This window comes from Aeromonas sp. 96A, assembly GCF_051919165.1.
In the GTDB taxonomy this organism is placed as follows: domain Bacteria; phylum Pseudomonadota; class Gammaproteobacteria; order Enterobacterales; family Aeromonadaceae; genus Aeromonas; species Aeromonas veronii.
Window position 1 is genome coordinate 3,021,272 of sequence record NZ_JBQBFE010000001.1, and the last position, 24,537, is coordinate 3,045,808.

21 protein-coding genes, 1 tRNA gene and 1 pseudogene are annotated in these 24,537 nt (G+C 60.3%); 17 read left to right on the plus strand and 6 right to left on the minus strand.

Features of this window, described 5'->3' with window-relative positions:
- Nucleotides 1-25: 25 nt before the first annotated feature.
- The 6 genes from ACTG2W_RS13860 (at nt 26) to ACTG2W_RS13885 (ending at nt 5,070) form a co-directional block, all read left to right on the plus strand.
- On the plus strand, nt 26-1,111 hold the full coding sequence (locus ACTG2W_RS13860; protein WP_005355476.1) for a polyamine ABC transporter substrate-binding protein: 1,086 nt from the start codon (nt 26-28) through the stop codon (nt 1,109-1,111).
- Nucleotides 1,112-1,189: 78 nt separating this feature from the next.
- Nucleotides 1,190-2,344 carry a polyamine ABC transporter ATP-binding protein gene (gene potA / locus ACTG2W_RS13865; protein ID WP_005340704.1) on the plus strand — a complete coding sequence of 385 codons (1,155 nt, stop codon included), beginning with the start codon at nt 1,190-1,192 and terminating at the stop codon, nt 2,342-2,344.
- Nucleotides 2,341-3,246, plus strand: a complete 906-nt coding sequence (locus tag ACTG2W_RS13870) for an ABC transporter permease subunit (protein WP_005340703.1) — start codon at nt 2,341-2,343, stop codon at nt 3,244-3,246. Before potA ends, ACTG2W_RS13870 begins: the two co-directional genes overlap by 4 nt.
- Entirely contained in the window at nt 3,243-4,088 is an 846-nt protein-coding gene (locus tag ACTG2W_RS13875; protein WP_409013105.1) for an ABC transporter permease subunit, read from the plus strand. The genes ACTG2W_RS13870 and ACTG2W_RS13875 overlap by 4 nt, the downstream gene beginning before the upstream one ends.
- Before the next feature lie 45 nt (nt 4,089-4,133).
- Nucleotides 4,134-4,838, plus strand: a complete 705-nt coding sequence (locus ACTG2W_RS13880; RefSeq protein ID WP_106844222.1) for an MOSC domain-containing protein — start codon at nt 4,134-4,136, stop codon at nt 4,836-4,838.
- Nucleotides 4,839-4,993: 155 nt separating this feature from the next.
- A tRNA-Pro gene (locus ACTG2W_RS13885) sits at nt 4,994-5,070 on the plus strand.
- A 260-nt stretch (nt 5,071-5,330) separates the two neighbouring features.
- Here ACTG2W_RS13885 and ACTG2W_RS13890 read toward each other — a convergent pair.
- Both ACTG2W_RS13890 and ACTG2W_RS13895 read right to left on the minus strand, forming a co-directional pair.
- Complete coding sequence (locus ACTG2W_RS13890; protein ID WP_005356927.1) at nt 5,331-5,858, minus strand: AbiTii domain-containing protein; 528 nt, start codon at nt 5,856-5,858, stop codon at nt 5,331-5,333.
- A 124-nt stretch (nt 5,859-5,982) separates the two neighbouring features.
- Nucleotides 5,983-6,447, minus strand: coding sequence for a thioesterase family protein (locus ACTG2W_RS13895; protein WP_042054246.1), 465 nt, complete (start codon nt 6,445-6,447; stop codon nt 5,983-5,985).
- 133 nt (nt 6,448-6,580) lie between these two features.
- On the opposite strand from ACTG2W_RS13895, the gene recQ reads away from it, so the two are divergent.
- Nucleotides 6,581-8,416 carry an ATP-dependent DNA helicase RecQ gene (recQ, locus tag ACTG2W_RS13900; RefSeq protein WP_042081697.1) on the plus strand — a complete coding sequence of 612 codons (1,836 nt, stop codon included), beginning with the start codon at nt 6,581-6,583 and terminating at the stop codon, nt 8,414-8,416.
- A 67-nt stretch (nt 8,417-8,483) separates the two neighbouring features.
- Here the strand turns inward: recQ and ACTG2W_RS13905 are convergent, their stop codons facing one another.
- The gene (locus tag ACTG2W_RS13905; protein WP_005340687.1) at nt 8,484-8,786 is read right to left on the minus strand and encodes a c-type cytochrome; all 303 of its coding nucleotides are present in this window, start codon (nt 8,784-8,786) and stop codon (nt 8,484-8,486) included.
- A 105-nt stretch (nt 8,787-8,891) separates the two neighbouring features.
- Between ACTG2W_RS13905 and ACTG2W_RS13910 the strand changes: the two genes are divergently transcribed.
- The 3 genes from ACTG2W_RS13910 (at nt 8,892) to ACTG2W_RS13920 (ending at nt 11,451) form a co-directional block, all read left to right on the plus strand.
- Nucleotides 8,892-10,319 (plus strand): protein adenylyltransferase SelO, encoded by a 1,428-nt coding sequence (locus tag ACTG2W_RS13910; RefSeq protein ID WP_106844221.1) that lies wholly within the window; start codon nt 8,892-8,894, stop codon nt 10,317-10,319.
- A gap of 10 nt (nt 10,320-10,329) precedes the next feature.
- Entirely contained in the window at nt 10,330-10,617 is a 288-nt protein-coding gene (locus ACTG2W_RS13915; protein ID WP_106844220.1) for a DUF3630 family protein, read from the plus strand.
- Nucleotides 10,618-10,776: 159 nt separating this feature from the next.
- Entirely contained in the window at nt 10,777-11,451 is a 675-nt protein-coding gene (locus tag ACTG2W_RS13920; RefSeq protein ID WP_005340680.1) for a 7-cyano-7-deazaguanine/7-aminomethyl-7-deazaguanine transporter, read from the plus strand.
- A gap of 270 nt (nt 11,452-11,721) precedes the next feature.
- On the opposite strand, the gene rraA is transcribed toward ACTG2W_RS13920, so the two are convergent.
- Nucleotides 11,722-12,207, minus strand: coding sequence for a ribonuclease E activity regulator RraA (rraA, locus tag ACTG2W_RS13925; RefSeq protein ID WP_005340678.1), 486 nt, complete (start codon nt 12,205-12,207; stop codon nt 11,722-11,724).
- Between the two features lie 146 nt (nt 12,208-12,353).
- Between rraA and ACTG2W_RS13930 the strand changes: the two genes are divergently transcribed.
- Entirely contained in the window at nt 12,354-14,207 is a 1,854-nt protein-coding gene (locus tag ACTG2W_RS13930) for a methyl-accepting chemotaxis protein (protein WP_440016284.1), read from the plus strand.
- Nucleotides 14,208-14,329: 122 nt separating this feature from the next.
- Nucleotides 14,330-14,980: a chromophore lyase CpcT/CpeT gene (locus ACTG2W_RS13935; protein ID WP_440016286.1), complete on the plus strand. Its 651-nt coding sequence runs from the start codon at nt 14,330-14,332 to the stop codon at nt 14,978-14,980.
- Nucleotides 14,981-15,080: 100 nt separating this feature from the next.
- On the opposite strand, the gene rpmE is transcribed toward ACTG2W_RS13935, so the two are convergent.
- Nucleotides 15,081-15,296 carry a 50S ribosomal protein L31 gene (gene rpmE, locus ACTG2W_RS13940; protein ID WP_005340673.1) on the minus strand — a complete coding sequence of 72 codons (216 nt, stop codon included), beginning with the start codon at nt 15,294-15,296 and terminating at the stop codon, nt 15,081-15,083.
- 147 nt (nt 15,297-15,443) lie between these two features.
- Between rpmE and priA the strand changes: the two genes are divergently transcribed.
- Nucleotides 15,444-17,651, plus strand: coding sequence for a primosomal protein N' (priA, locus tag ACTG2W_RS13945; protein ID WP_440016288.1), 2,208 nt, complete (start codon nt 15,444-15,446; stop codon nt 17,649-17,651).
- A 67-nt stretch (nt 17,652-17,718) separates the two neighbouring features.
- Here the strand turns inward: priA and ACTG2W_RS13950 are convergent, their stop codons facing one another.
- The gene (locus ACTG2W_RS13950) at nt 17,719-18,810 is read right to left on the minus strand and encodes a hypothetical protein (RefSeq protein WP_440016289.1); all 1,092 of its coding nucleotides are present in this window, start codon (nt 18,808-18,810) and stop codon (nt 17,719-17,721) included.
- Between the two features lie 286 nt (nt 18,811-19,096).
- Here ACTG2W_RS13950 and ACTG2W_RS13955 point away from each other — a divergent pair.
- The 4 genes and pseudogenes from ACTG2W_RS13955 (at nt 19,097) to ACTG2W_RS13970 (ending at nt 24,474) form a co-directional block, all read left to right on the plus strand.
- Nucleotides 19,097-20,534 (plus strand): annotated as a pseudogene (locus ACTG2W_RS13955) (DUF2867 domain-containing protein).
- 168 nt (nt 20,535-20,702) lie between these two features.
- Nucleotides 20,703-21,929: an aromatic amino acid transporter gene (locus ACTG2W_RS13960; protein WP_440016291.1), complete on the plus strand. Its 1,227-nt coding sequence runs from the start codon at nt 20,703-20,705 to the stop codon at nt 21,927-21,929.
- Nucleotides 21,930-22,183: 254 nt separating this feature from the next.
- Nucleotides 22,184-23,425, plus strand: coding sequence for a malic enzyme-like NAD(P)-binding protein (locus ACTG2W_RS13965; protein ID WP_440016292.1), 1,242 nt, complete (start codon nt 22,184-22,186; stop codon nt 23,423-23,425).
- 176 nt (nt 23,426-23,601) lie between these two features.
- The gene (locus tag ACTG2W_RS13970) at nt 23,602-24,474 is read left to right on the plus strand and encodes a virulence factor BrkB family protein (RefSeq protein WP_041209731.1); all 873 of its coding nucleotides are present in this window, start codon (nt 23,602-23,604) and stop codon (nt 24,472-24,474) included.
- Nucleotides 24,475-24,537 lie beyond the last annotated feature (63 nt).

Genomic DNA, 24,537 nt, shown 5'->3' on the forward strand with positions numbered 1-24,537 from the left:
CCACTGAAACAGGAGAACTGACACCGTGAATACAACCAGATTGCTAACCATAGCGCTGACCATGGGATTGGCGAATGTGGCCCAGGCTGCCCCTGTGCTGCACTTCTACAACTGGTCTGACTATATCGGCGAGACCACCCTCAGCGATTTCCAGCAGGCGACCGGGATCAAGACCGTCTATGACGTGTTTGACTCCAACGAGACCCTGGAAGGCAAGTTGCTGACGGGGCGGACCGGTTACGATTTGGTGGTGCCCTCCAATAATTTCCTGGCCAAGCAGATCAAGGCGGGAGCCTTCCAGAAACTGGATAAATCCCTGCTGCCCAATCTGGCCAACCTGGATCCCGTGCTGCTCAAGCAGCTCGACAAGGTGGATCCGGGTCATCAGTACGCGGTGCCCTATCTGTGGGGGACCAACGGCATCGGCTACAACGTCGACAAAATCAAGGCGGTGCTGGGGGTCGACAAGATTGACTCCTGGGCCACCATCTTCGAACCGGAAAACATGGCGAAACTCTCTCGCTGCGGCGTCGCCTTCCTCGACTCTGCCGACGAGATGATCCCTGCTGCCCTCAACTACCTCGGGCTCGATCCCAACAGTCATGCGACAGGGGATATCAAGCAGGCCGAGGCGCTGCTGCTCAAGGTGCGGCCCTATGTGGCCTACTTCCACTCCTCCAAATACATCGGCGATCTCGCCAATGGCGACATCTGCGTGGCGGCCGGTTTTTCCGGCGACATCCTGCAAGCCGCTGCCCGCGCCGATGAAGCTGGCAAGGGGGTGAAAATTGCCTACAGCATTCCGAAAGAGGGGGGCAATCTCTGGTTCGACATGATGGCGATCCCGTCCGATGCCACCAATGTCAAAGAGGCGCACGCTCTCATCAACTACGTCCTGCAGCCCGAAGTGATCGCCAAGGTCAGCGACTATGTGGGCTACGCGAATCCCAACTCAAGGGCGGGCGAGTTTATGGATGAGGCGGTGCGCAACAATGAGGAGGTTTATCCCCCTCAGGCCGTGCTGGAGCGACTCTATGTGCAGGAAGCACATCCCCGCTCGGTACAGCGTCTAATCACCCGGAGTTGGACCAAGATCAAGTCCGGTACCTAACCTTGGTGCCCGTTCGGGGGCGCCAAATCGCTTTTATGGATCGGCCGCAAGGCTGGTATCACGTTGGGGAGTTTGGTAATGGCGATAGCCTCCAGTGCCTACAAGAAAGCCCTCGAGGGCAGTCAGCAGCGCAAAGAAGTGCTGGTGAAAATTGATCGGGTAAGCAAGCAGTTCGACGAAACGCTGGCGGTCGATAACGTATCTCTCAATATTCACAAGGGGGAGATTTTCGCCCTGCTCGGCGGCTCCGGTTCCGGCAAATCGACCCTGCTGCGGATGCTGGCCGGTTTCGAGCGCCCGACCGAGGGGCGGCTGTTCCTCGACGGGGTCGACATCACCGACATGCCTCCCTATGAACGCCCCATCAACATGATGTTCCAGTCCTACGCCCTGTTCCCCCATATGACGGTGGCCCAGAACATTGCCTTTGGCCTCAAGCAGGATGGCCTGCCCAAGGCCGAGATCGATGCCCGGGTGGAGGAGATGCTCAAGCTGGTGCAGATGACCCAGTATGCTCGCCGCAAACCGCATCAGCTCTCCGGTGGCCAGCGCCAGCGGGTGGCGTTGGCTCGTTCCCTGGCCAAGCGTCCCAAACTGTTGCTGCTGGATGAACCCATGGGGGCGCTCGACAAGAAGCTGCGTTCCAAGATGCAGCTGGAGCTGGTTGAGATCATCGAGCGGGTCGGGGTTACCTGCGTCATGGTGACCCACGATCAGGAAGAGGCCATGACCATGGCGGAGCGGATCGCCATCATGCACCTCGGCTGCATCGAGCAGATCGGCAGCCCGATGGATATCTACGAGACTCCGGCCAGTCGGCTGGTGTGCGAGTTCATCGGCAACGTCAACCTGTTTGACGGCCTGCTGGTGGAGGATGAGCAGGACCACGCCACCATCGCCTGCGCCGACTTGGAACAGCCCATCTATGTGGGCCACGGCATCAGCTCCCGCGCCGAAAACAAGAAGGTGACCTACGCCCTGCGGCCGGAAAAACTGCTGATGAGTCTGCAAAAGCCGGAGGAGATCGAGCACCCGGACTTCAACTGGACCAAGGGTGAGGTCTATGACATCGCCTATCTGGGCGGTCACTCGGTTTATCACATCCAGCTGCCCTCGGGCAAAATCGTTCAGGCTTTCATCGCCAATGCCGAACGCCACGGCAAGCGGCCAACCTGGGATGACCAGGTGTTCCTCTATTGGGAAGATGACAGCGGCGTGGTGCTGCAATCATGAAGTTCTTGCAACGACTGAAGCGGGTCGGGGGGCGCCGACTGGTGATCGGCATCCCCTTCTTCTGGCTGTTCCTCTTCTTCCTGCTGCCCTTCGTCATCGTGGTGAAGATCAGTTTTGCGGAAGCGGATGTAGCGATCCCGCCCTACACCGATGTGGTGAGCTGGGCCGACAATCAGCTCACCATCCTGCTCAACATGGGTAACTACCTGCTGCTGCAGGAGGATGAGCTCTATATCGCTGCCTATCTGGGCTCACTCAAGATGGCCTTCGTCAGCACTTTGCTCTGCCTGCTGATTGGCTATCCGATGGCCTACTCCATCGCCCGGGCCAACAAGGAGACCCAGACCGTTCTGCTGCTGCTGATCATGATGCCGACCTGGACCGCCATCCTGATCCGGGTCTATGCGTGGATGGGGATCCTCAGTAACAACGGCCTGCTCAACAGCGTCTTGCTGGGGATCGGGGTGATCGACGAGCCGCTGCAGATCCTCAACACCAACCTGGCGGTCTATATCGGCATCGTTTACTCCTATCTGCCCTTCATGGTGCTGCCGCTCTACGCCAATCTGGTCAAGCATGACCAGAGCCTGCTGGAGGCTGCTTCTGACCTGGGGGCCCGCAACCTGACCCGGTTCTGGCAGATCACTGTGCCGCTCTCCAAGAACGGCATCATCGCCGGCTGCATGCTGGTGTTCATTCCGGTGGTGGGGGAGTTCGTTATTCCGGAAATGCTGGGTGGCCCGGAGACCCTGATGATCGGCAAGGTGTTGTGGCAGGAGTTCTTCAACAACCGCGACTGGCCGGTAGCTTCTGCACTGGCGGTGGTGATGCTGGCGGTGCTGATCATTCCGATCATCCTCTTCAACCGTAACCAGGCCAAAGAGCTGGAGGGCAAGGCATGATGAGACGTTTCGGTTTTGCCAAACTGATGCTCTGGCTGGGGCTGCTGTTTATCTACCTGCCCATGATCATCATGGTGATCTACTCCTTCAACGCCTCCAAGCTGGTGACGGTGTGGGGTGGCTGGTCGCTCAAGTGGTACTTCGGCCTGCTCGACAACAAGCAGCTGATCGGGTCTGTGTTCCGCTCGCTGGAGATCGCCTTCTACACCGCGATCGCCGCGGTGGCGCTGGGGACGGTGGCTGCCTTCGTGCTGACCCGTATTCCCCACTTCCGTGGTCGCACCCTGTTCGGTGGCATGGTGACGGCGCCGCTGGTGATGCCCGAGGTGATCACCGGTCTGTCGCTGCTGCTGCTATTCGTGGCGATGGCCCAGCTGGTGGGCTGGCCCGCCGAGCGGGGCATGCTGACCATCTGGATCGCCCACACCACCTTCTGTACCGCCTACGTGGCGATCGTGGTGTCGGCGCGGTTGCGGGAGCTGGATCTCTCCATCGAGGAGGCGGCAATGGATCTCGGCGCCAAGCCGTGGAAGGTGTTCTTCCTGATCACTATCCCGATGATCGCCCCCTCGCTGGCGGCAGGCGGCATGATGTCGTTCGCCCTGTCGCTGGATGATCTGGTGCTGGCTAGCTTCGTCTCCGGCCCGGGCTCCACTACCTTGCCGATGGAGGTCTTCTCGGCGGTACGGCTCGGGGTGAAACCCGAGATCAACGCGGTGGCCAGCCTGATCCTGTTGTCGGTATCGCTCTTTACCTTCGGCAGCTGGTATCTGATGGCCAGGGCGGAGAAGCGCCGCCGTGCCGAGATCGCCATGACCACCCAGATGCAGGCGGTTGCCTGACCTCGTGTTAAGATCCGTACTCTCTCGTCAACCCGGAGGATGAGAATGCGGATCTCCCTTTTTAGCGGTCGTGGCACCGAGCTGGTGCCCGGTCTCACCAGCGCCATTCACAAGCAACCGATCTCTGCACCAGTTCGCTGTACCTTTGCCGGTCTGGAAGGGGATGAACAGTGTGACCTGCGCCACCACGGTGGCCCGGATCGGGCGCTCCACTACTATCCTGCCGATCACTATCTCTGGTGGCAGACCTGGCAAATCGCACTGGGCTTGCCTGCGCCACGTACACCTTGGCAACCTGCCGCCTTTGGCGAGAACCTCTCCGGTATCGGGCTGACCGAGGTGCAAGCCTGCATTGGCGATGTCTATCGACTCGGCGAGGCGCTGATCCAGATCAGCCAGCCGAGATCCCCCTGTTTCAAGCTCAACCAGCGCTTTGGCTATGGCCAGATGTCGCAGGTAATACAACTGAATGGCCGTTGTGGCTGGCTGCTGCGGGTGCTGGAGGAGGGGATGGTGTCGCCGGAGTCGGCCATGGAGCTGGTAGACAGACCCTATCCCGAACTGACGGTGAAGCGCACGGCGGATATCCTGTTCAATCAGGTGCGCAATGAAGCGGATCTGCTGATGTTGCTGGAGAATCCGGCCCTTTCCCCCAACTGGCGCCAGCATGCAGCCGACTGGCTGGAGCATGGCACTGTGGCTGACTGGCAGCGCCGTCTGCTGGGACCGGCATCCCTGCGCCTGGCCTGACAGCCGGTTACCGGAATGTCACCAGCTGGCTGCAGCCCGGTAAACGGATGAAAAGAGTGCTGAATAGTTGAGCGAACGGCACTTTTTTTCCTGCCAAATGCAAAAAAGGCTTGTGTCGGGTCTGGGCTTTCGGTAAATTCCCGTCCCGCAGACATCGGTGTGTAGCGCAGCTTGGTAGCGCACTTCGTTCGGGACGAAGGGGTCGGAGGTTCGAATCCTCTCACACCGACCAAATTTGAAAAGGCCGCTCAATAGAGCGGCCTTTTTGCATTTATCCTTCCTGTTTTCCCGATTTTCTTTAGCTGCTGACCTGTTACCTGGCCAAGTGATCTGACTTGCAGTATGCAGGGGCGAAGCAAGACCACAAACATTAAAAGGGCCACCGCTCGGTGGCCCATCGGTGGAGTCTGATCCTGACTCCGGCACTCTAGATTGTGGCAATCTCGCTATGGGTCTTGTCTATGGTGCCCTCCTTGCGCGCTAGGCGCTTACTCAGATATGCCAGTGCTGATGCCGCAAAGCCTTGAAACTGTGTTGAGGCAGCAAGGCCGCGTGCTTGGGGTACTCACTAATGAAATGTTCTATTCCCTCCATCAGTTGTGCACGTAATGAAATAACGGGCTCATGCCAGGCTTGCAGGCATAGATGGCCGGGGATCAACTGCTCCTGATAATCTTCCAGCAGCTGTTCTGGCCAGGGTTCAATACCGGAATTGCGTTGCAGCAAATAGTGGGCGGCGGGTTCACGGGCATAAATGAACTGAATTTGGGCCAGATCGCGTTGGCATAGCGTTTGACTGTTGATATGACAGGTCAAATATTTTCCCGTTTTCAGATCCAGAAAGTGACCGCGTTGCCGACAGGGAACGATGCGATACCAAGGCAGGGGTGAGGAGAGAGAATACCCCTCAAGCTCCTGTTCCAACCAGTGGCGACACTCGGGTGTCTGCACCTCGTCGAGCATGGACTCGAGCTGTGTCAACAAGGCTCTGGATGGTTTGATGGCCAGTTTCGCACTCATCGCCTGCAATCCTCCCTCTGCACACAATCCCGACTATCAGTATGGACCTTGTTTGGCCAGAGAGGGTAAGGAATCTAATGATTAAAAGTGGATTAGCCGCGTGGTTTTTATGCACTAATTTGGTTCAACCCACCAGATAGGTGCCGGTGCCGAAGGCGATGTGGGTGCCCTCTTCGTTGTGCAGCTCCATCCGGGCGACGGCGACCTTGCTGCCGGCCCGGATGATGTGGGCGGTGGCGATAAACTCGTTGCCGCGTCCCGGGCGCAGGTAATCCACCCGCAGATCGATAGTGCCTAGGCGGGCGAAGCGCTCCTTGAGATAGCTGGGGGAGAACTCCTCCAGCTCGTCGATGCAGGAGGCGGCGACGATCATGCCGCCCGCCACATCGAGCAGTGTGGCGGTGACGCCGCCGTGCAGGATGTTGTGGAAAGGGTTGCCGATCAGCTTGTCGTCCATCTTGATGCGCAGTTCCACCTTGTCGAAGTCGTAGTGGGTCACCTGCATGCCGATCAGCTTGTTGAAGGGCATCTTCTCGGCAAACAGGTTGGCAATGCCACTGAGCGCCATCTTCTTGAGCATCTGTTTCATTCTCTGATCCCAATCCTTGTCATCAAAGCCGAGTAAAAACTCCAGCCAGTCTGCAACAGTTTATTAACATTCGCAATGGCAGGTTTATTGTGGGCGGCGGCTGCTTTAGAATGGCGACCCCAAAGGAGAGCCCATGACCGCGATTGCCGAAACCCTGCCAGATCCTCAGCCAGAGAGTCCGCTTGCCCTGCTGCAGGCGGTCTTCGGCTATCAGCAGTTTCGGCCGGGTCAGCTCGAGATCATCGAGCAGATCGTCGCGGGGCGCGATGCGCTAGTCCTCAAGCCCACCGGTGGCGGCAAGTCGCTCTGCTACCAGATCCCGGCACTGCTGCGGCCTGGGCTCGGTGTGGTTGTCTCTCCCCTTATTTCGCTGATGAAGGATCAGGTCGACAGCCTGCGCGCCAACGGTGTAGCGGCGGTCTACATCAACTCGGCCCTCAGTCGGGAGGAGATGATCCAGAACTTCGCCGCCATGCGCCGCGGCGAGATCAAGCTGGTCTATGTCTCCCCCGAGCGACTGTTGCAGCACGAGTTTATGGATCGGCTGGCCGAGCTGCCGCTCGGGCTGTTCGCCATCGACGAGGCGCACTGTGTCTCCCAGTGGGGCCACGATTTCCGGCCTGAGTATGCGGCACTGGGGCGGCTAAAACAGTGGTTCCCGCAGGTGCCGGTGGTGGCGTTGACCGCCACCGCCGACGAGGCGACCCGCAGCGACATGCTGCACCGCCTAGAGCTGAACGATCCCTTCATCCACACTGCAAGCTTCGACCGCCCCAATATCCGTTACAGCCTGGTGGAGAAATTCAAGGCAGCCGAACAGCTGCTGCGCTACGTGCAGAGCCAGAAGGGCAACTGCGGCATCGTCTACTGCTCCAGCCGCAACCGGGTGGAGGAGGTGGCCGAGCGGCTATCCCGCCACGGCTGCAAGGCGGCGCCCTATCATGCGGGGCTACCGCTCGAGCAGCGCCAGCAGACCCAGGATGCCTTCCTCAAGGATGACATCGAGATAGTGGTGGCGACGGTGGCGTTCGGTATGGGTATCGACAAGCCCAACGTACGCTTCGTGGTGCACTACGACATCCCGAAGAACATCGAATCCTATTATCAGGAGACCGGTCGCGCCGGGCGTGATGGCACTCCAGCCGAGGCGCTGCTGCTCTACGATCCCGCTGATATCGGTCGGGTGCGCCGCCTGCTCGACAACATCGAGAACCCGCAGCAGCTGCAGGTGGAGCAGTACAAGCTCAACGTGATGGCCGCCTTTGCCGAGGCGCAGACCTGTCGCCGCCAAGTGCTGCTCAACTACTTTGGCGAGTACAACGACAAGCCGTGCGGTAACTGCGATATCTGTCTCGATCCGCCCAAGAGCTATGACGGCACTGAAGATGCCCAGAAGGCGCTCTCCTGCGTCTGGCGGGTGGGGCAGAATTTCGGGGTGGGTTATGTAGTGGAGGTGCTGCGCGGGTCGCTGAACCAGCGCATCAAGGATCACGGCCACGACAAGCTGTCGACCTACGGCATCGGCAAGGATCAGAGCCACGAATACTGGATGAGCGTGATCCGCCAGCTGATCCACAAGGGGCTGCTGACCCAGAACATCACCCGCAATCTGGTGCTGCAGCTGACCGAAGCGGCCCGCCCCGTGCTGCGTGGCGAGGTGAAGCTGGAGCTGGCGGTACCCCGCTTGCAGCCCATCTCCAGCCGCAAGGAGAAGCGCAACGGTCTGCTCGACAACGCCAACTACGACAAACGGCTGTTCAAGGAGCTGCGCGGCCTGCGCAAGCAGATTGCCGAGGATGAAGAGGTGCCGCCCTACGTGGTATTCAACGATGCGACCCTGGTGGAGATGGCTCAGCTGATGCCGATGACAGAAGACGAGATGCTGGCCATCAACGGTGTCGGGCACCGCAAGCTGGAACGCTTTGGCGAAGCCTTTATGGATCTGATCATCGACTACTGCCGGCGGTAGGGTCGATTAGGCAGCCTAATCGACCACGGTAAGCGCGGCTCGGAAGAACCAAGGGTTAGACGCGAGGTTATTTCAGGCTGGCGTAGAAGGCCGCCAGATTGTCGATATCCGCATCGGTCAGCGGCGCCATGAAGGGGTCCATCAAGGGCTCTTTGCGGGTGCCATCCTTGAACGCTTTCAACTGTTTCACCAGATAGGCGGCATTCTGACCCGCCAGATGGGGATAGTTGGGGATCATCGCCTTGCCTTCCACGCCGTGACAGGCGGCACAAACCGCCGCTTTGGCTTTGCCGGCTTCAATATCGGCAGCCTTGGCCTGATGACCCCACGCCAGTGCCAGCAGGGGCAGGGCATATACCCATTTTTGCATCTTCTTCTCCTTGAATTGAAAAATGATGGTCGCCAGTTAGCGCAAGCATGGCTGACGGCAGTATAAAGAGTGACACGAGCATACGCAGGGACGAATGGCACAACCATGAAGTTGATCAACACTTTTGCGACCGAGTTGCCCTGGGCCTGTGAACCCGTGGTCCCCCAGCCGCTGCAGCAACCCCGGTTGCTTCATCTCAACCGGGCTTTGCTGGATGAGTTGGGGCTGGGAGGCATCAGCGAGGCTGACTGGATCGCCTGTTGTGGCGAGGGAAAAGTGCTGCCCGGTATGCAACCGGTAGCTCAGGTCTATGCCGGCCATCAGTTCGGGGGTTATAGCCCCCGGCTTGGGGATGGTCGCGCGCTGCTGCTGGGTGAGCAGCTGGCGCCGGATGGTCAGCGTTGGGATCTCCACCTGAAGGGAGCAGGTAAAACCCCGTTCTCCCGTTTTGGTGACGGCCGCGCAGTGCTGCGCTCCAGCATCCGCGAGTATCTCGCCTCCGAGGCGCTCCATGCCCTCGGCATCCCGACCACGCGGGCGCTGGTATTGGTGGGGAGTCAGGAGCCTGTTTATCGGGAACAGGCTGAGACCGGGGCGACCGTGCTGCGCACCGCCCCCAGCCATCTGCGCTTCGGCCATATCGAGTATTTCGCCTGGAGCGGGCAGGGGGAGAAGATCCCGCCGCTCATCGACTATCTGCTGCGCCACCACTTCCCAGAACTGGAGAGTGGTGCCGAACTGTTTGCCGAGGTAGTGCGCCGCACCGCGCGGTTGATTGCCAAATGGCAGGCGGCGGGCTTCTGTCACGGGGTGATGAACACCGACAACATGTCGCTGCTCGGCCTGACGCTGGATTACGGCCCCTACGGCTTTATCGATGCCTATGTGCCGGACTTTGTCTGCAACCACTCGGATCCGGCGGGCCGTTACGCGCTGGATCAGCAGCCCGCGGTCGGTTACTGGAATCTGCAAAAGCTGGCGCAGGCGCTGGCTGGCCATGTAGACGGTGATGCGCTGGCTGCTGCGTTGGCCCAGTACGAGCAGCAGCTGATGCTGCACTACTCCGAGCTGATGCGGGCCAAGCTCGGACTGGCAGTGTGGGAGGAGGATGACCCGGCGCTGTTCCGCGAGCTGTTCCGGTTGCTGGCGGCCCACAAGGTGGATTACCACCTGTTCCTTCGTCGTCTCGGTGAGGTAACGCAAGAGGGGGCGTGGCCTGCGTCTCTGCTGGCCCTGTTGTCTGAACCTGGTGTTTGGCAGGCGTGGCTGGAACGCTATCGGGCGCGGCTAATGCGCGAAGGCAGCGAGGATGCCGTGCGCAAGGCGCAGATGGATGCCATCAACCCCAAATATGTGCTGCGCAATGCGCTGGCCCAGCAGGTGATCGACGCCGCCGACACAGGGGATATGCGGCCTTTCGAGCGGCTGTTCGCCGCCTTGCAGCGCCCCTATGATGAACAACCCGAATATGAGGATCTCGCCACCCCGACTCCGGCATGGTATTGCGGTGGTGAGCTCTCCTGCAGCAGCTGAGAGACAGGGCATGAGTTGGCAAATCAAACAGGTAGATAACGAAGCTGGCGTGGTGACGCTGGATTGTCCGGCGCTCGACTGGGACACGTTTCCGCTGTTGGCGCAGGCCTTGCTGCGAGAGTGGGAGCTGCAGCCGCTCGATCAGGATGCGGGGGCTGACCGCCATAGCTGGTTGCTGGAGTTTGAAGGGAGCCAGTTTCGGCTGGAATATGAACACTACAGCGGCTGCTGGCTGGAGGCGGTGCGCCCGGTAGATCGGGAGGCGCTGCTCTGGCTCGCCAGACAGCACAAGGCGTGACTATCGCCCACAAGGCCTGTTCTGCCGCTGGCCAACCTGGACAAGCGTAATCGCATAAAGATTGAACTATCGGTTTGGGGGCGTATAATCTCGCCCCTCGATTATCGCCAATGGTGGCGATATGGGTTCCCTAACCCCATTAACCAAAAAGGTCACAAGATGAATCTGACCCCTGCGCAGTACCAAACGGCGCTCGTTCGCCTGTCGTTGTTCCACATTCTGATCATTGCCAGCAGCAACTATCTGGTGCAGCTGCCGATCACCGTGTTTGGCTTCCATACCACCTGGGGGGCGTTCAGCTTCCCGTTTATCTTCCTGGCGACCGACCTGACGGTGCGGATCTTTGGTGCCGGTCTGGCACGCAAGATTATCCAGACCGTGATGCTGCCTGCGCTGGCGGTCTCCTATGCGCTCTCCGTGCTCTTCTTCGAAGGGAGCTTCCAGGGCGTTGGTCATCTGGCTGAATTCAACCTGTTCGTGGCGCGTATCGCACTGGCCAGCTTTATGGCCTATCTGGTAGGGCAGTTCATGGATGTGGTGGTGTTCAACCGCCTGCGTCTGCTCAAGCAGTGGTGGATTGCACCTGCGGCCTCCACCCTGTTTGGTAATCTGGTTGATACCATCGCTTTCTTCAGTGTGGCCTTCTGGCGCACCACAGATCCTTTCATGGCAGAGCACTGGGTCGAGATCGCAACCGTCGATTACGTATTCAAGTTGCTGATAAGCCTTGGTTTGTTCGTGCCGCTCTACGGTGTCTTGTTGCGCTACCTCAGCCGCAAGCTGGTGGGCGAGGCCGGATTATCCAGCCTGCAAACGGCCACCCGGCAAGCCTGACCAGATTGACCACCCTTCGCGGTGGTCAATTTTTTTGCACTTTCTGCAAATAGCACTTGCCTAGTTAAATGAGAATGATTATTGTTAACTTGTTTTCCGGGAAAGACTTCATTCGTTCCAACGTGATGGACTTCTTGTGAAGGCACGACATTGCTCACATTGCTTCCAGTTAAGGGCCAGTTTATCTGGCCCTCTTTTTTGGTCATTTTTCAGCAAGTTGCAGACATAAAAAACGGGAGCCAAGGCTCCCGTCGTCACGCTGTTTGTGGCTTACTCGATATCGAGTGCCTCGGGGGAGAGGATCACCCCTGTGGTATCCGCGTAGAGGTGGTCGTCAGGCAGGAAGGTCACCCCACCGAAGTTGACCGGCAGATCGGTCTCCCCTACATCCTTGCTGTCGGCACCGACCGGAATGGCTGCCAGTGCCTGAATGCCGATATCCAGATCTTCCAGAATATCGACTTCGCGGACGCAGCCGTAGCAGACAATCCCTTCCCAATCGTTCTCTGCTGCTGTTGTGGCGATGTCGCTGTCGATCAGGGCACGGCGCATGGAGCCACCGCCATCGATCAGCAAGACGCGTCCCAGTCCGTTCTCTTTGACGAGTTCACGGATAAGACCATTCGATTCGAAGCATTTGACGGTGGTGATGACGCCGCCGAAAGAGGCGCGGCCGCCGAAGGAGCAGAGCATGGGTTCAAGCACATCCACCATGTCCTGATAGATGTCGCACAGTTCAGAAGTATTGTATTCCATAGTGTCAAATCCACGGCTGGAAACAGGTGCAACCAGTATAAGGAGTGGGTGTGGCATTTCAATGAATATTCCTTGCACAGATCACCTGTTGCCGCATTTCTGCATAAGCTCAATGCAGTTCACTGCCAGTTTGCGAGAGGTCTATCGTGCTTATCCGTCATAAGTTGATCCTGAATACCGTGCTGGTTGCCGTTGCCATGCTGGTACTGAGCGGCCTGTTTATCTACTCCAGCCAGGTGCACCGTCATCTGACCGAAGCCCAGCGTAATATCGACCAGCTGGAGATCGCCATGCTCAACTTGCGGCGGGCCGAGAAGGATTTTCTGATCCGTAAGGATATGACCTTCGTCGAGCGCTTCAATCAGGGGCTGTCTGACTTTCACCAGCACAACCGGGAGCTGGTGACCGATGACAATCTGGCGGCCGTCGAGGGGGAGCTGACCAGACTGGATCAGCAGATCAGCGGCTATGGCAAAGCCTTCAACGATCTGGTGGCCCAGCAGCAGAAGATTGGTCTGGGGCCGGAGGAGGGGCTCTATGGCAAGCTGCGGGCGGCGGTGCATGAGGTGGAGAATGGGCTCAAGCAGCTGGATCAGCAGGGGTTGCTCATCACCATGCTGCAGCTGAGGCGGGCGGAGAAAGACTTCATGCTTCGCTCCGATATCCAGTATCTGGAGCGTTTCGAGACCTTGCACAAGAGTTTTCAGGATAGCCTTGCCACTTTGCCGGAGGCGGATCGCGGCAAGCTGGAACAGGCCAGCAAGCAGTACCGGCAGGACTTTGTGGCGCTGGTGCAGGGGATGCAGGTACTGGGGCTGAAAGAGGATGAGGGGCTGCGCAACCAGATGCGGGATCTGGTGCATCAGACCGAACAGGGGTTTGCCGCCGTCGATCAGCACATTGTCGCTGAGCTGGAGCGGCAGAGCGCTCGCCTCAACAGCCTGATGCTGGTCTGTGGCGGGGTGATTGTTGTGCTGATCGGCATCATGAGCGTGTTGCTGGGGCGCAGCATCGACCGTCCCATTACTCAGGTGAATGACACCGTCAACCGCATTCGTCAGGATAATGACCTGCGCCTGAAGATAGAGCTGCGCGGTGCCGATGAAATGGCCCAGCTGGCAGGCAATCTCGACGTGATGCTGGGCGGGTTTCGCAACCTGATTGGCGATGTGAAGCAGAGCGTGCACACCCTGACCGAAGCAGCGGATCACCTCTCGGCCAACGTCAAACGCACCAGTGAAGGGGCAGCGCGCCAGCTGCAAGAGACCGACATGGTGGCGACCGCGTCCACCGAGATGGGCTCCACCATCGAAGAGATCGCCCGCAACACCGAGCAGGCGGCCAACAATGCGCAGGCGACCAACAACAAGGCGATGGAGGGGAGGACTGCGGTCGAGAATACTGTCGAGCAGATCCGCTCGCTGGCGGGCAATCTGGAGAGTTCATCCCGCGAGGTGAGCCAGCTGCAAAAAGAGAGCGAGACCATCGGCTCCGTGCTTGACGTGATCCGTGGTATTGCCGAGCAGACCAACCTGCTGGCCCTCAACGCGGCCATCGAAGCAGCCCGGGCAGGGGATCAGGGGCGCGGTTTTGCGGTGGTGGCCGATGAGGTGCGCAATCTGGCCATCCGTACCCAGAAATCGACCCAGGAGATCGCCGGCATCATCAGCTCGCTGCAGAAACAGACCGGCAGCATCGTCGAGGTGATGGCAACCTGCCGCGAGCAGGGCAACCGCAGCTCGGATCAGGCCAGTACTGCAGGGGAGTTGTTGGGGCAGATCACTCAGGATGTTACCCATATCATGGACATGAGCACCCAGATTGCCGCCGCCATCGAACAGCAGAGTCTGGTGGCCAACGAGGTGAACCGCAACGTCAACAACATCCGCGACATCGCCCAGGAGTCGAGCATCATGGCAGAGGAAAATGCGAGGTCCAGCGAGGGTCTCAACGAGCAGGCCCAGCTGCTCAACAAGGCGGTGGCAAAATATCGGGTTTAGTGAGCGGACTGGCATCCTTGTGAGGTTTTTGCACCAGAGTGGCAATGATTTGATCGTAATGGCTGTTATTGGGGAAATTCGCTCATATAATCGCCGCCACTATGATGATTCGGAAGGATTCGATGGCAAAGTTGCTGGTGGCCGTATTCGGGCTGCTCTGTTCCTGTCTGGTGTTGGCAGGATCGGCGCCTCAGGCTACCCCACTCAAGCCCAGTATGGAGCCGCTACTCAGCTGGTTCAACGGGGCCTTTACGAGCCGGGAGCAGGCCAGTTACGACAGCCGCTTTACCAGTGCCGAGCTGCGCTTGATGGAGATCTGGCCCGGCCATCAGGGCTATCGCTGGGTCTATGCCGAGCAGTATCTGAGCATGCGCTCCGTCCGTCCTTTCCGCCAGCGCATCTATCGCTTCTCACCCGCCCCTGACGGGCGGATCCTGATGGCCGAACTGACCATGCCCCGTGCCACCGATTTTGCCGGTGCCTGGCATGATCCCGCCCTGCTCGACAGCCTGACCCCGCAGCAGCTCTCCTTGCGTCACGGTTGCGAGATCTGGCTGACCCGCACCCCCTCCGGCGAATATGCCGGTCATACCCGGGTGGGCCATTGCTCCACCGATTTTGGTGGTGCCACGACGCTGGTGCAGCATATCTGGATTGGCCCCGATAGCGTCAGATTGCTGGATCGCGCCTATGACAACGCAGGGAGCCCGCGCTGGGGCAGCCCTGGTGAGGGGTATGTCTATTTGCGTCGTTCCAAGGGGTTTGGCCAGTAGGGGAGAGTGCGTCTGGCTGCGGGAACATGAAGGATGAAAAACAGGGATCGTAAAAAAGGCGCCCATTGGGCGCCTTTTTCAGAATTCTTCAGAAGTAAAATTACTTCTTGGTGGTCATCGCACCGAAACGCTTGTTGAACTTGTCTACGCGGCCGCCGCTAGAAACTTCTTTCTGCTTGCCGGTGTAGAACGGGTGGCACTCGGAGCACACGTCCAGGTTCAGATCTTTACCGATGGTAGAGAAAGTGTTGATGACGTTACCGCAAGAGCACTTGGCGGTGATGGCTACGTAGTCAGGATGGATACCAGCTTTCATGGACAACCTCAATTAATAGGCCGTGTCGCCATCCGATCTCTTGTCGGACACCACACGATTGTTGAACACAGTTTCAAAGGCTGCGAATAATATAGGAAATGCCTGAGATCAGGCAAGTGGCTTCGCAGAAAAAATAGGCAACCCCTGGTGAATTCTTCCCAAACGCTGGATCTGGTTCGTGTCGCTGTCCCGGTACCGTTACGCCGTCACTTCGACTATCTCTCTCCCCTACCGTTACCTGCCCCCGGTTGCCGGGTCGAGATCCCTTTCGGTCCCCAGACCCTGGTCGGGCTGGTGTTGGATCATCCGGCTGACAGCCAGGTGCCCCGCAACAAGCTCAAGCCCATCAAACGGGTATTGGACACGGCTCCGGTGCTGGGGCCGGATATTTTGGCGCTGATGAACTGGAGCGCCAGCTACTACCAGCATCCGCTGGGTGAGGTGTTGCCTCACGCCCTGCCAGTGCTGGTGCGCAAGGGGGAGCCAGCCGCCTATCGCGAGCTGGAGTTCTGGTTTGCTACTGAGGCTGGCATGGCCATCGATCTCAACGAGCTCAAGCGGGCGGCCAAGCAGCAGCAAGCGCTCGCCTTGCTGCGCAAGGGGCCGCAGACACCTTCTGCCCTCAAGCAGGAGGAGATCCAGAGTGCCGCTCTCACCGCGCTGGAGAAGAAAGGCTTGCTGGAGAAGCGTTCGCTGGAGCCGAGCCACGATGGCGATTGGGCTGCCCGCTTTGAGCCGGGGGAGGGGCTACGCCTCAATGGCGAGCAGGCGCTGGCTGTTTCTGCCGTTACCAGCCAGAGCGACAAGTTCGGCGCCTTTCTGCTGGACGGCATTACCGGCTCCGGCAAGACCGAGGTCTACCTGAGCATCCTCGAACCCTTGCTCAAGGCGGGCAAGCAGGCGCTGGTGATGGTGCCGGAGATCGGCCTCACCCCGCAGACCATCAACCGCTTCCGCCGCCGCTTCAACGTGCCGGTGGTGGCGATGAACTCCGCCATGAACGACAGGGAGCGGCTCGACGCCTGGCTCGCCTGCCGCGACGGCGGCGCCGCCATCCTGATCGGTACCCGCTCCGCGGTGTTCACCCCGTTTCACAATCTCGGCATCATCATCATCGACGAGGAGCACGACGGCTCCTTCAAGCAGCAGGACGGTTTTCGCTACCACGCGCGGGATCTGGCGGTGATGCGGGCCCATCGTGCCGGTATTCCCATTTTGCTTGGCTCGGCTACTCCGTCGCTGGAGACATTGCACAACGCCCGCAGCGGCAAGTATCACCACCTTACCCTGACTCGGCGTGCCGGTAACGCCCAGACCGCCCGTCAGGTGATCCTGGATATCAAGAGCGTGCGGCTGCAGGCCGGGCTCTCTCCCCAGCTGGAGCAGCTGATGGCAGAGCATCTGGCGGCGGGCAATCAGGTGATGCTGTTTCTCAACCGCCGTGGCTATGCCCCGGCTCTGATCTGTCACCAATGTGGCTGGAGCGCCGCTTGTGAGCGTTGCGATGCCTGGTACACCTGGCATCAGGCCGGACGACGGCTGCACTGCCACCACTGTGACAGCGTGCGCCCGCTGCCCCACCACTGCCCCGAGTGTGGCAGCAACGAGCTGATTGGATCGGGAGTGGGCACCGAGCAGCTGGAGCAGCTGCTCACCACGGTTTTCCCGCAATATCCGGTAGTACGCATCGATCGGGACAACACCCGCCGCAAGGGGGAGCTGGAGACCCATCTCGGCGACATCAAGGCGGGCAAGTACAAGATCCTGATCGGCACCCAGATGCTGGCCAAGGGCCACCACTTTCCGGACGTGACGCTAGTGGGTCTGCTGGATGTGGATGGCGCCCTGTTCAGCGCCGATTTTCGCGCCGCCGAGAAGCTGGCCCAGCTCTACACCCAAGTGGCGGGTCGTGCCGGGCGCGCCAGCAAACCCGGGTTGGTAGTGCTGCAGAGCCACCATCCGGAACATGCCCTGCTGCAGGATCTGACCCAGAACGGTTACGGCCACTTCGCCGATACGGCGTTGAAAGAGCGCCGCCTGCTGGGGCTGCCGCCCTTCAGCTATCAGGGGCTGTTCCGCGCCGAGGCCAATGGCCGTGACGAGGTGCAGCTGTTCCTCGCCCGCCTCGCCGATACCCTGCGCAGCGCCCGCTATCCCCACGTTCAGGTGCTGGGGCCCATCAGCGGCTTTATGGAGCGCAAGGCGGGCAAGTTTCGCATGCAGTTGCTGGTGCAGGGGCCGAATCGGGCACCGTTGGCCCAGCTGCTGGATTGGGCGGTGAAGGAGCTGGAAGGCTGGCCCGAGACCAAGCGGGTGCGCTGGAGTCTGGATATCGACCCCACCGAGCTGAGTTGATGGTGGCACCGGAGCCGGTCGCTGGCAGATCTCGTCAGCGACCGGGCTGCTGATTCCGTTTAAAGGCTCAGACCCGCAGGTCGACCTGCTGCACCCAGCCGCCCTTGCCCTGCTCGGTCACATAGAGACCGGACTGACGCAGTACCCCCTGATTGCCGCTTTCCCCCAGATGGTTGAAGGGGGTGTCGAGAGGATGCAGCAGGATGGCGCCGATCCCCAGCTCCACCAGGGCGATGGGGGACTGTTCCGGCTGCCAGAACTGCAGGGCTGAAAACTGGCTATCCCCCTCATCCAGCACCCCGTTGCCATCCTCATCCAGGGTGGCCAACTCGCCGAAGCCATTGCCGGAGCGAGCACCAAACAGCTCGCCCCCATCGTCTATGGTGCCGTTGCCATTGCGATCCAGCGCCACAAAGCCGCTCCCTTCACTCAAGCCCGGCAGGCTATCCTCTTTGCCATCCTGATCAATATCGAAAGTGACCCGTGCCTCGGTCAGATCGGCAATCTTACCATCCAGACTGAGCACCAGCGGATCTTTGAGGGCATTGAGGGTGGTGCGCCGCTGGCTCACCTCCAGCTGACGCCAGTCGAGCACAAAGCCGAGATCGAGCTGAATAGTCTGACCATCCCGAGTCGCTACGCTGGCTGACGCCACCACGTTGAGCTGCTCCTGTTGCAGCAGGGTGTCTGTCACCTCCACCAGTTGATCCGGCTCGGTGGCCTGAGCTGCGGCTTCTCCTTGGGTCACCCCTTCGCCCCCCTCTTCGGTGGACTTGATCGGTTTGGGCAGCTCGATCTCGTGGCCCAGCATCGCCTCGATCATCAGCTTGATCAGCCGCTGGCGGTTATCCAGTCCATCGTCGGGAATGCCATCCTGCTCTTTGCCGACGTCCGCTGCGGGCGGGGCGGGAGGTGTTGTCGCTTGCTGGCTGGCGGCCGATTGCCTCGCGGTTTGCAGCGTCAGGGCGCTGGTGAGGGTCAGGGTGCTGCTGCGTTCGCCGGCCGCGGCCGTGTTGTTGCCCTCCGGTGGATTGACGGCGGGTGGCACTGGCCCGAGGTTGCGCACCTTGCGGCTCTGGGCCTGTTGTTGCCGGTATTGCACCTCCCCCTGGAGGTCGTAGTGATCGATGCGCATACATTCGCCCTCGGCGCTATACATCTGGTCAGTTATCGACCAGCCAATGAGCAGGGCTTAACACCAAATCGGACTAATCAGAGAGGTGGTTAGTACTAGGTTGCAAGGTGGTGGCGTGGCAGGATGGCAAGAGACTGGATGGTGGCGCTGTAGTTGAACATTTTCAGGTAACGCTGCGCACTCTGGCTGACAAGCGGCATCGGTGAGGATAGGGAGAATTACATGAGAAATGGTCTGGTGATGGACGTGGCGGGCTATGGTGGATTCCTGTCTGGCGCCCCTTGCATCAATGATGCTGAGGGCTGCACTCATGCGTAACTGTCTGGTGATGGGAGCGGCAGGATATATCGGTTCCTATCTGGTGCCTCACCTGCAAACCCTCGGCTACAAGGTGATTGCCGGGGCGCGCCGTCCCTGCCGCTTGCCTGAGGGGGTCGAGTTTCGCCTCGCCGACAGCCTCAAACCCATCACCCTGCTGCCTGCGCTGGCGGGCATAGATACCGTCTTCTATCTGGTGCATGCCATGGGGGCGGGGGCCGATTTTCACCGGCTGGAGCAGCAGGGGGTAAAGAACTTCGCTGCCGCCGCTCGTGCTGCCGGGGTGCGCCGCATCATCTATCTCGGGGCGATCCAGCCGGAGCAGTGCAACAGCCGTCATCTCAACTCCCGCCGCCACTGTGGCGAGCTGTTTCGTGACTCCGGCGTGCCAACGGTGGAGCTGCGCGCCGGCATCATCATCGGGCCCGGGTCGGCGGCGTTCGAGGTGATGCGGGATCTGGTGTTCAACCTGCCGATGATGGTGACGCCCAAATGGGTGCGCTCGCGTACGCCGCCGATTGCGCTGTCCAACCTGCTTCACTATCTGGGTGGGCTGGTGGAAGCCGACGAGGTGGATGGCTGCATTTTCAATGCGGTCGGCCCCGAGCTGCTCAGCTATCAGCAGCAGTTGCAGAAGTTCGCCGCCCATATCGGCAAGCGCTGCCCCATCATTCCCATCCCGTTTCTGAGTCCGCGCCTCTCTGCCTGGTGGCTGCAGTTTGTCACCTCGGTGCCGCAGCCGGTGGCCAAGGCGCTGGTGGGCGGTCTCAAGCACGATATTCCAGCCGATGACGGCCCGCTGCGCGCCTTGCTGCCGCAGACCCTGCTCAGCTTCGACGAGGCGCTGGCGGAGAGTCTGGCGCTGGAGCAGAAGCTGGGTGCCGAACAGCAGGGGCAGGAGACGCCGCTCGGCCTGCGCTGGCGCCATCCCGAATATGGTTTCTACGATCGCACCGCCAGCGGCGAGGCCATCTGCCTCGCCTCTCCCGAGGTGGTGTGGCAGGTGTTGCAGCAGCTGGGGGGTGAGCAGCGCTACTTCTACATGAACGAGCTGTGGGTGGTGCGCGAATGGATGGATGGATCATCTGATCGGCGGCCCGGCCCGCACCCGTGGCCGCACCAATCCCGATCGCTTCGTGAAGGGTGATATGCTCGACTCCTGGCAGATCCTCGGGGTGGATGAGGGGCGCAGGCTCGATCTCTTGTTCAACATGAAGGCCCCGGGCGTCGGGCGGTTGGAGTTCAACATCCTGCCGGAGGAGTCGGGCCTGACCCGCATCCGGGTCACCGCTCACTGGCACCCGCAGGGCGCCTGGGGGCTGGCCTACTGGCTCGCCATGCTGCCGTTCCACCTCTTTATCTTTCAGGGGATGACCGAGGCCATCGCCCGTCAGGCCGAGGCGAGGGCAGGTATCCCGGTGATGGATTAACCCTCTTCACATCATTCCCGCTGATAGAGTGCCCCGTTCGGGGCACTTTTTATGCGGCAGCCATGCCCGGTTATGGCAGATAGTGGTAGGCGTCTCATGGCAAAGGCTGGCATCATGCCGCGGTCTTGTTTACCGCGGATAGATAATCAGTCAGAAAAAGAAGGGATTATGAAGAAAAAACCGTCAATTTTGGGGGGCGCCTGCATCATTGCCAGCGTCTGCGTGGGAGCCGGCATGCTCGGTCTGCCGAGTTCGGGGGCAGGGGCCTGGACCCTCTGGTCGGTGCTGGCGCTGACCGTCACCATGGTGATGATGACCCTCTCCGGCTGGATGCTGCTGGAATCCTTCCAGCACCACGATATGCGGGTCTCCTTCAATACTGTGACTCGCGAGCTGCTGGGGGAGAAGCTCAATCTCCTCAACAACCTCTCGGTCTACTTTGTTGGCGGCATTCTGCTCTACGCCTATATCACCTCCTCCGGTGCCATCCTGCAGGGGATACTGGGGATCGACAGCAAGCTTGCATCCGTGCTGTTTGTGGCGCTCTTCTCTGCGGTGGTGTGGCACTCGACTCGCGCCGTTGACCGCATCTCTGTGGTGCTGATCGCCTTTATGATCCTCAGTTTCGCCCTCGGTGTGGCCGGGCTGCTCGGCAGTATCAAGTTGCCGACCCTGCTCGATCTGGCGGGCAGCGAGAGCCGCTACGCTCCCTATGCCATGGCGATGCTGCCGGTGGCGCTCACCTCGTTTGGTTATCACCACTCTGTTGCTTCCCTGCGTGCCTACTACCAGAACGAGCAGCAGGCCAGATGGGCCATTCTGGGGGGAACCCTGATCGCGCTGGCGCTCTACGTGCTCTGGCTGCTGGGGATCTTTGGCAACCTGCCCCGTCAGGATTTTGCTCCCGTGATTGCCAAGGGGGGTGACGTGAGTGTGCTGCTCTCCGCGCTCTCAGGGGTGATCGAATCGGAGAAGGTGGCCAGCGCCATCAACGGCTTCTCCATGGCGGCGATCCTCTCCTCCTTTATCGGGGTGGGGCTCGGGGTGTTCGACTATCTGGCTGATCTGTTCAAGTTCGACAACAGCCGCGCCGGTCGCAGCAAGACCTGGGCGGTCACCTTCTTGCCGCCGCTGCTGCTCTCCCTGCTCTTCCCGTTTGGCTTCCTGCTGGCCATCGGCTATGCCGGTGCCGCCGCCACCATCTGGACCTGCATCATCCCGGCACTGCTGGTGCTGCGCACCCGGGCGCGGGCCGAGCGGGGCGAAGTGACCCCCCATTTCGTCACCCCCGGCGGCAAGCAGATGGCCTGGCTGCTGATCCTTTTCGGATTGGCGACCGCGCTGTTCCACTTCCTGTCGATGGCAAATCTGTTGCCGGTCTATCTGGGCAACTGAGTCAGGTCTACAGCTCTGACAGAAAGGGCGGCAAGGCCAACTTGCCGCCCTTTTTGCTCCATTTTTACCCCACATAGCAGGATCTATAACTAAAGTGGTAGGTGTGGGCGGGGGAAGGTGCTGAAATAACTGGTCTGATCTGGCTGGTGGCAGCATGATCTGCTGGGCATGCCCGCCGCTTTCTTTTATGATCCCCGCCCTTCTGCGTGCCCCCTGTCGGCACCTCATTTGCACCAACCACATCGGGGTCCCCCATGTCCGATCTGCGTCAAGAAGCACTCGATTACCACGCCCTGCCCGTACCGGGCAAAATTGCCATCGCCCTGACCAAGCCTGCCGAAACCGCCCGCGATCTGGCGTTGGCCTACAGCCCGGGTGTTGCCGAGCCGGTGCGCGAGATCGCCGCCAACCCGGCCGATGCCTATCGCTATACCGGCAAGGGCAATCTGGTGGCCGTCATCTCCAACGGCACCGCCATTCTGGGTCTGGGCAATCTGGGGCCGCTAGCCTCCAAGCCGGTGATGGAGGGCAAGGCCCTGCTGTTCAAGCGCTTCGCCGGCATCGACGCCATCGACATCGAGGTGAAGCACGAGACCAGCCAGCAGTTCATCGACACGGTGGCGGCTATCGCCGATACCTTCGGTGGCATCAATCTGGAAGATATCAAGGCGCCGGAGTGTTTCGAGATTGAAGAGGCGCTGATCGCGCGCTGCGACATTCCGGTGTTCCACGATGACCAGCACGGTACCGCCATCGTCACCGCCGCCGGTCTGCTCAACGCGCTGGAGATCCAGGGCAAGCTCATCAGCGACAGCCGCATTGTCTGCATGGGGGCTGGGGCTGCCGCCACCGCCTGCATGGACCTGCTGATCAAGTGTGGTGCCAGGGCGCACAACATCTTCATGCTGGATCGTCAGGGTGTTATCCACACCGGCCGCAGCGATCTCAACAAGTACAAGCAGCGCTTCGCCAACGAGACCCCGCTGCGCACCCTGATGGATGTCATCGAAGGGGCGGATGTGTTTGTCGGTGTTTCCGGCCCCGATGTGCTGCCCGCCGAAGCGGTCGCCCTGATGGCGCCCAATCCGGTGATCTTCGCCTGCTCCAACCCGGATCCGGAGATCAAGCCGGCGCTGGCCCACGGGGTGCGCAGCGACCTCATCATGGGCACCGGTCGCTCCGACTACCCGAACCAGATCAACAACGTGCTCTGCTTCCCCTTCATATTCCGCGGTGCCCTCGATGCCCGTGCCAGCCGCATCAACGATGCCATGAAGATTGCTGCGGTTGAGGCGATCCGCGCGCTGGCCAAGGAGCCGGTGCCGGCCGAAGTGCTGACCGCCGCCGGGGTGAGCGAGCTCGCCTTCGGCAAGGATTACGTCATTCCCAAGCCGATGGATGCCCGTCTGCTGCCGCGGGTTGCCCGCGCCGTGGCGCTGGCGGCGGTGGCCTCCGGCGTCGCCCGCATCGAGCTGCCTGCGGACTACATGCTGTAATCCGGCGTTGCAAACGGCCCCATAGCGGGGCCGTTTTTATCTCTGCTTCTGGCGACAGCCAGAGACGCCAGCCGGGTGACAGGTTGGGGGAGATGGGGGCAAATCGGGTTCAAAGGTGGTCAAACAGCGCTCTCCTCTGACACAATATTGCCACTATGACGCTAACGAGAATCAAGATGCAGCAGCCTGTCAGCGGCCGTTTGGCCCACGCCCTCTCCTTCTTGCGCCATGATGGTCGCCACTTTGCCCAGTTTGTCTGGGGCCGTTTCCAGCAGGACAGATTGACGGTCACTGCCGGCTATCTGGCCTATGTCACCCTGCTTTCGCTGGTGCCGATGATCGCCGTGGTCTTTGGCATGATGTCCGCCTTCCCGGTGTTCCAGAGCCTCAAGCAGGCGATGGAGCAGTTCGTCTACCACAACTTCGTGCCGACGGCGGGGGAGGTGCTCAAGGAGTACATCGATGGCTTCGTAGCCAATGCCACCAACACCACGGCGGTGGGGATCGGGGCGCTGGTGGTGGTGGCGCTGATGCTGATCTCCGCCATCGACAAGAACCTCAACTACATCTGGCGTTCGACTCAGGGCCGCCCACTGGCGCAGGCGTTTGCCATGTACTGGATGATCCTGACCCTGGGGCCCGTGCTTATCGGGGCCAGCATCGCCATCTCTTCCTACATCTTCTCGCTGCGGCTGTTTGGCGCCGAGAGCCTGTTCGGCATCGGCTATCTGCTGCTGCGCGGCTTGCCGTTCCTCTTCTCGGTGCTCACCTTCCTGCTGGTCTATACCGTGGTACCGAACTGCAAGGTGCGGCTGGCCCACGCCTTTATCGGCGCGCTGGTGGCGGCGACCCTGTTCGAGCTGGCCAAGCGCGGCTTTGCCATCTACATCACCAGCTTCCCCTCCTATCAGGCCATCTACGGCGCGCTGGCCACCATCCCGATCCTGTTTGTCTGGGTCTATTTGAGTTGGCTGGTGGTGCTGCTTGGTGCGGAGACTACCGCCTGCCTCGGCGAGTACGAGAAGCCGGCGAGCGAGGAGCTTGGCTAAGCCATCGCCTTGGCCACCGGTTTATTGGTAGCATCGACGACCGCCCCTGCAATCGAGCCGGGG

Coding starts and splice junctions, on each gene's coding strand:
- ACTG2W_RS13950 (WP_440016289.1), bottom strand. CDS start 18,810: ATGTATAGCGCCGAGGGCGAATGTATGCGCATCGATCACTACGACCTC.
- ACTG2W_RS13920 (WP_005340680.1), top strand. CDS start 10,777: ATGAATCTGACCCCTGCGCAGTACCAAACGGCGCTCGTTCGCCTGTCG.
- potA (WP_005340704.1), top strand. CDS start 1,190: ATGGCGATAGCCTCCAGTGCCTACAAGAAAGCCCTCGAGGGCAGTCAG.
- recQ (WP_042081697.1), top strand. CDS start 6,581: ATGACCGCGATTGCCGAAACCCTGCCAGATCCTCAGCCAGAGAGTCCG.
- ACTG2W_RS13915 (WP_106844220.1), top strand. CDS start 10,330: ATGAGTTGGCAAATCAAACAGGTAGATAACGAAGCTGGCGTGGTGACG.
- ACTG2W_RS13910 (WP_106844221.1), top strand. CDS start 8,892: ATGAAGTTGATCAACACTTTTGCGACCGAGTTGCCCTGGGCCTGTGAA.
- ACTG2W_RS13905 (WP_005340687.1), bottom strand. CDS start 8,786: ATGCAAAAATGGGTATATGCCCTGCCCCTGCTGGCACTGGCGTGGGGT.
- ACTG2W_RS13875 (WP_409013105.1), top strand. CDS start 3,243: ATGATGAGACGTTTCGGTTTTGCCAAACTGATGCTCTGGCTGGGGCTG.
- ACTG2W_RS13890 (WP_005356927.1), bottom strand. CDS start 5,858: ATGAGTGCGAAACTGGCCATCAAACCATCCAGAGCCTTGTTGACACAG.
- ACTG2W_RS13870 (WP_005340703.1), top strand. CDS start 2,341: ATGAAGTTCTTGCAACGACTGAAGCGGGTCGGGGGGCGCCGACTGGTG.
- ACTG2W_RS13970 (WP_041209731.1), top strand. CDS start 23,602: ATGCAGCAGCCTGTCAGCGGCCGTTTGGCCCACGCCCTCTCCTTCTTG.
- rpmE (WP_005340673.1), bottom strand. CDS start 15,296: ATGAAAGCTGGTATCCATCCTGACTACGTAGCCATCACCGCCAAGTGC.
- ACTG2W_RS13935 (WP_440016286.1), top strand. CDS start 14,330: ATGGCAAAGTTGCTGGTGGCCGTATTCGGGCTGCTCTGTTCCTGTCTG.
- ACTG2W_RS13965 (WP_440016292.1), top strand. CDS start 22,184: ATGTCCGATCTGCGTCAAGAAGCACTCGATTACCACGCCCTGCCCGTA.
- ACTG2W_RS13880 (WP_106844222.1), top strand. CDS start 4,134: ATGCGGATCTCCCTTTTTAGCGGTCGTGGCACCGAGCTGGTGCCCGGT.
- ACTG2W_RS13960 (WP_440016291.1), top strand. CDS start 20,703: ATGAAGAAAAAACCGTCAATTTTGGGGGGCGCCTGCATCATTGCCAGC.
- ACTG2W_RS13895 (WP_042054246.1), bottom strand. CDS start 6,447: ATGAAACAGATGCTCAAGAAGATGGCGCTCAGTGGCATTGCCAACCTG.
- rraA (WP_005340678.1), bottom strand. CDS start 12,207: ATGGAATACAATACTTCTGAACTGTGCGACATCTATCAGGACATGGTG.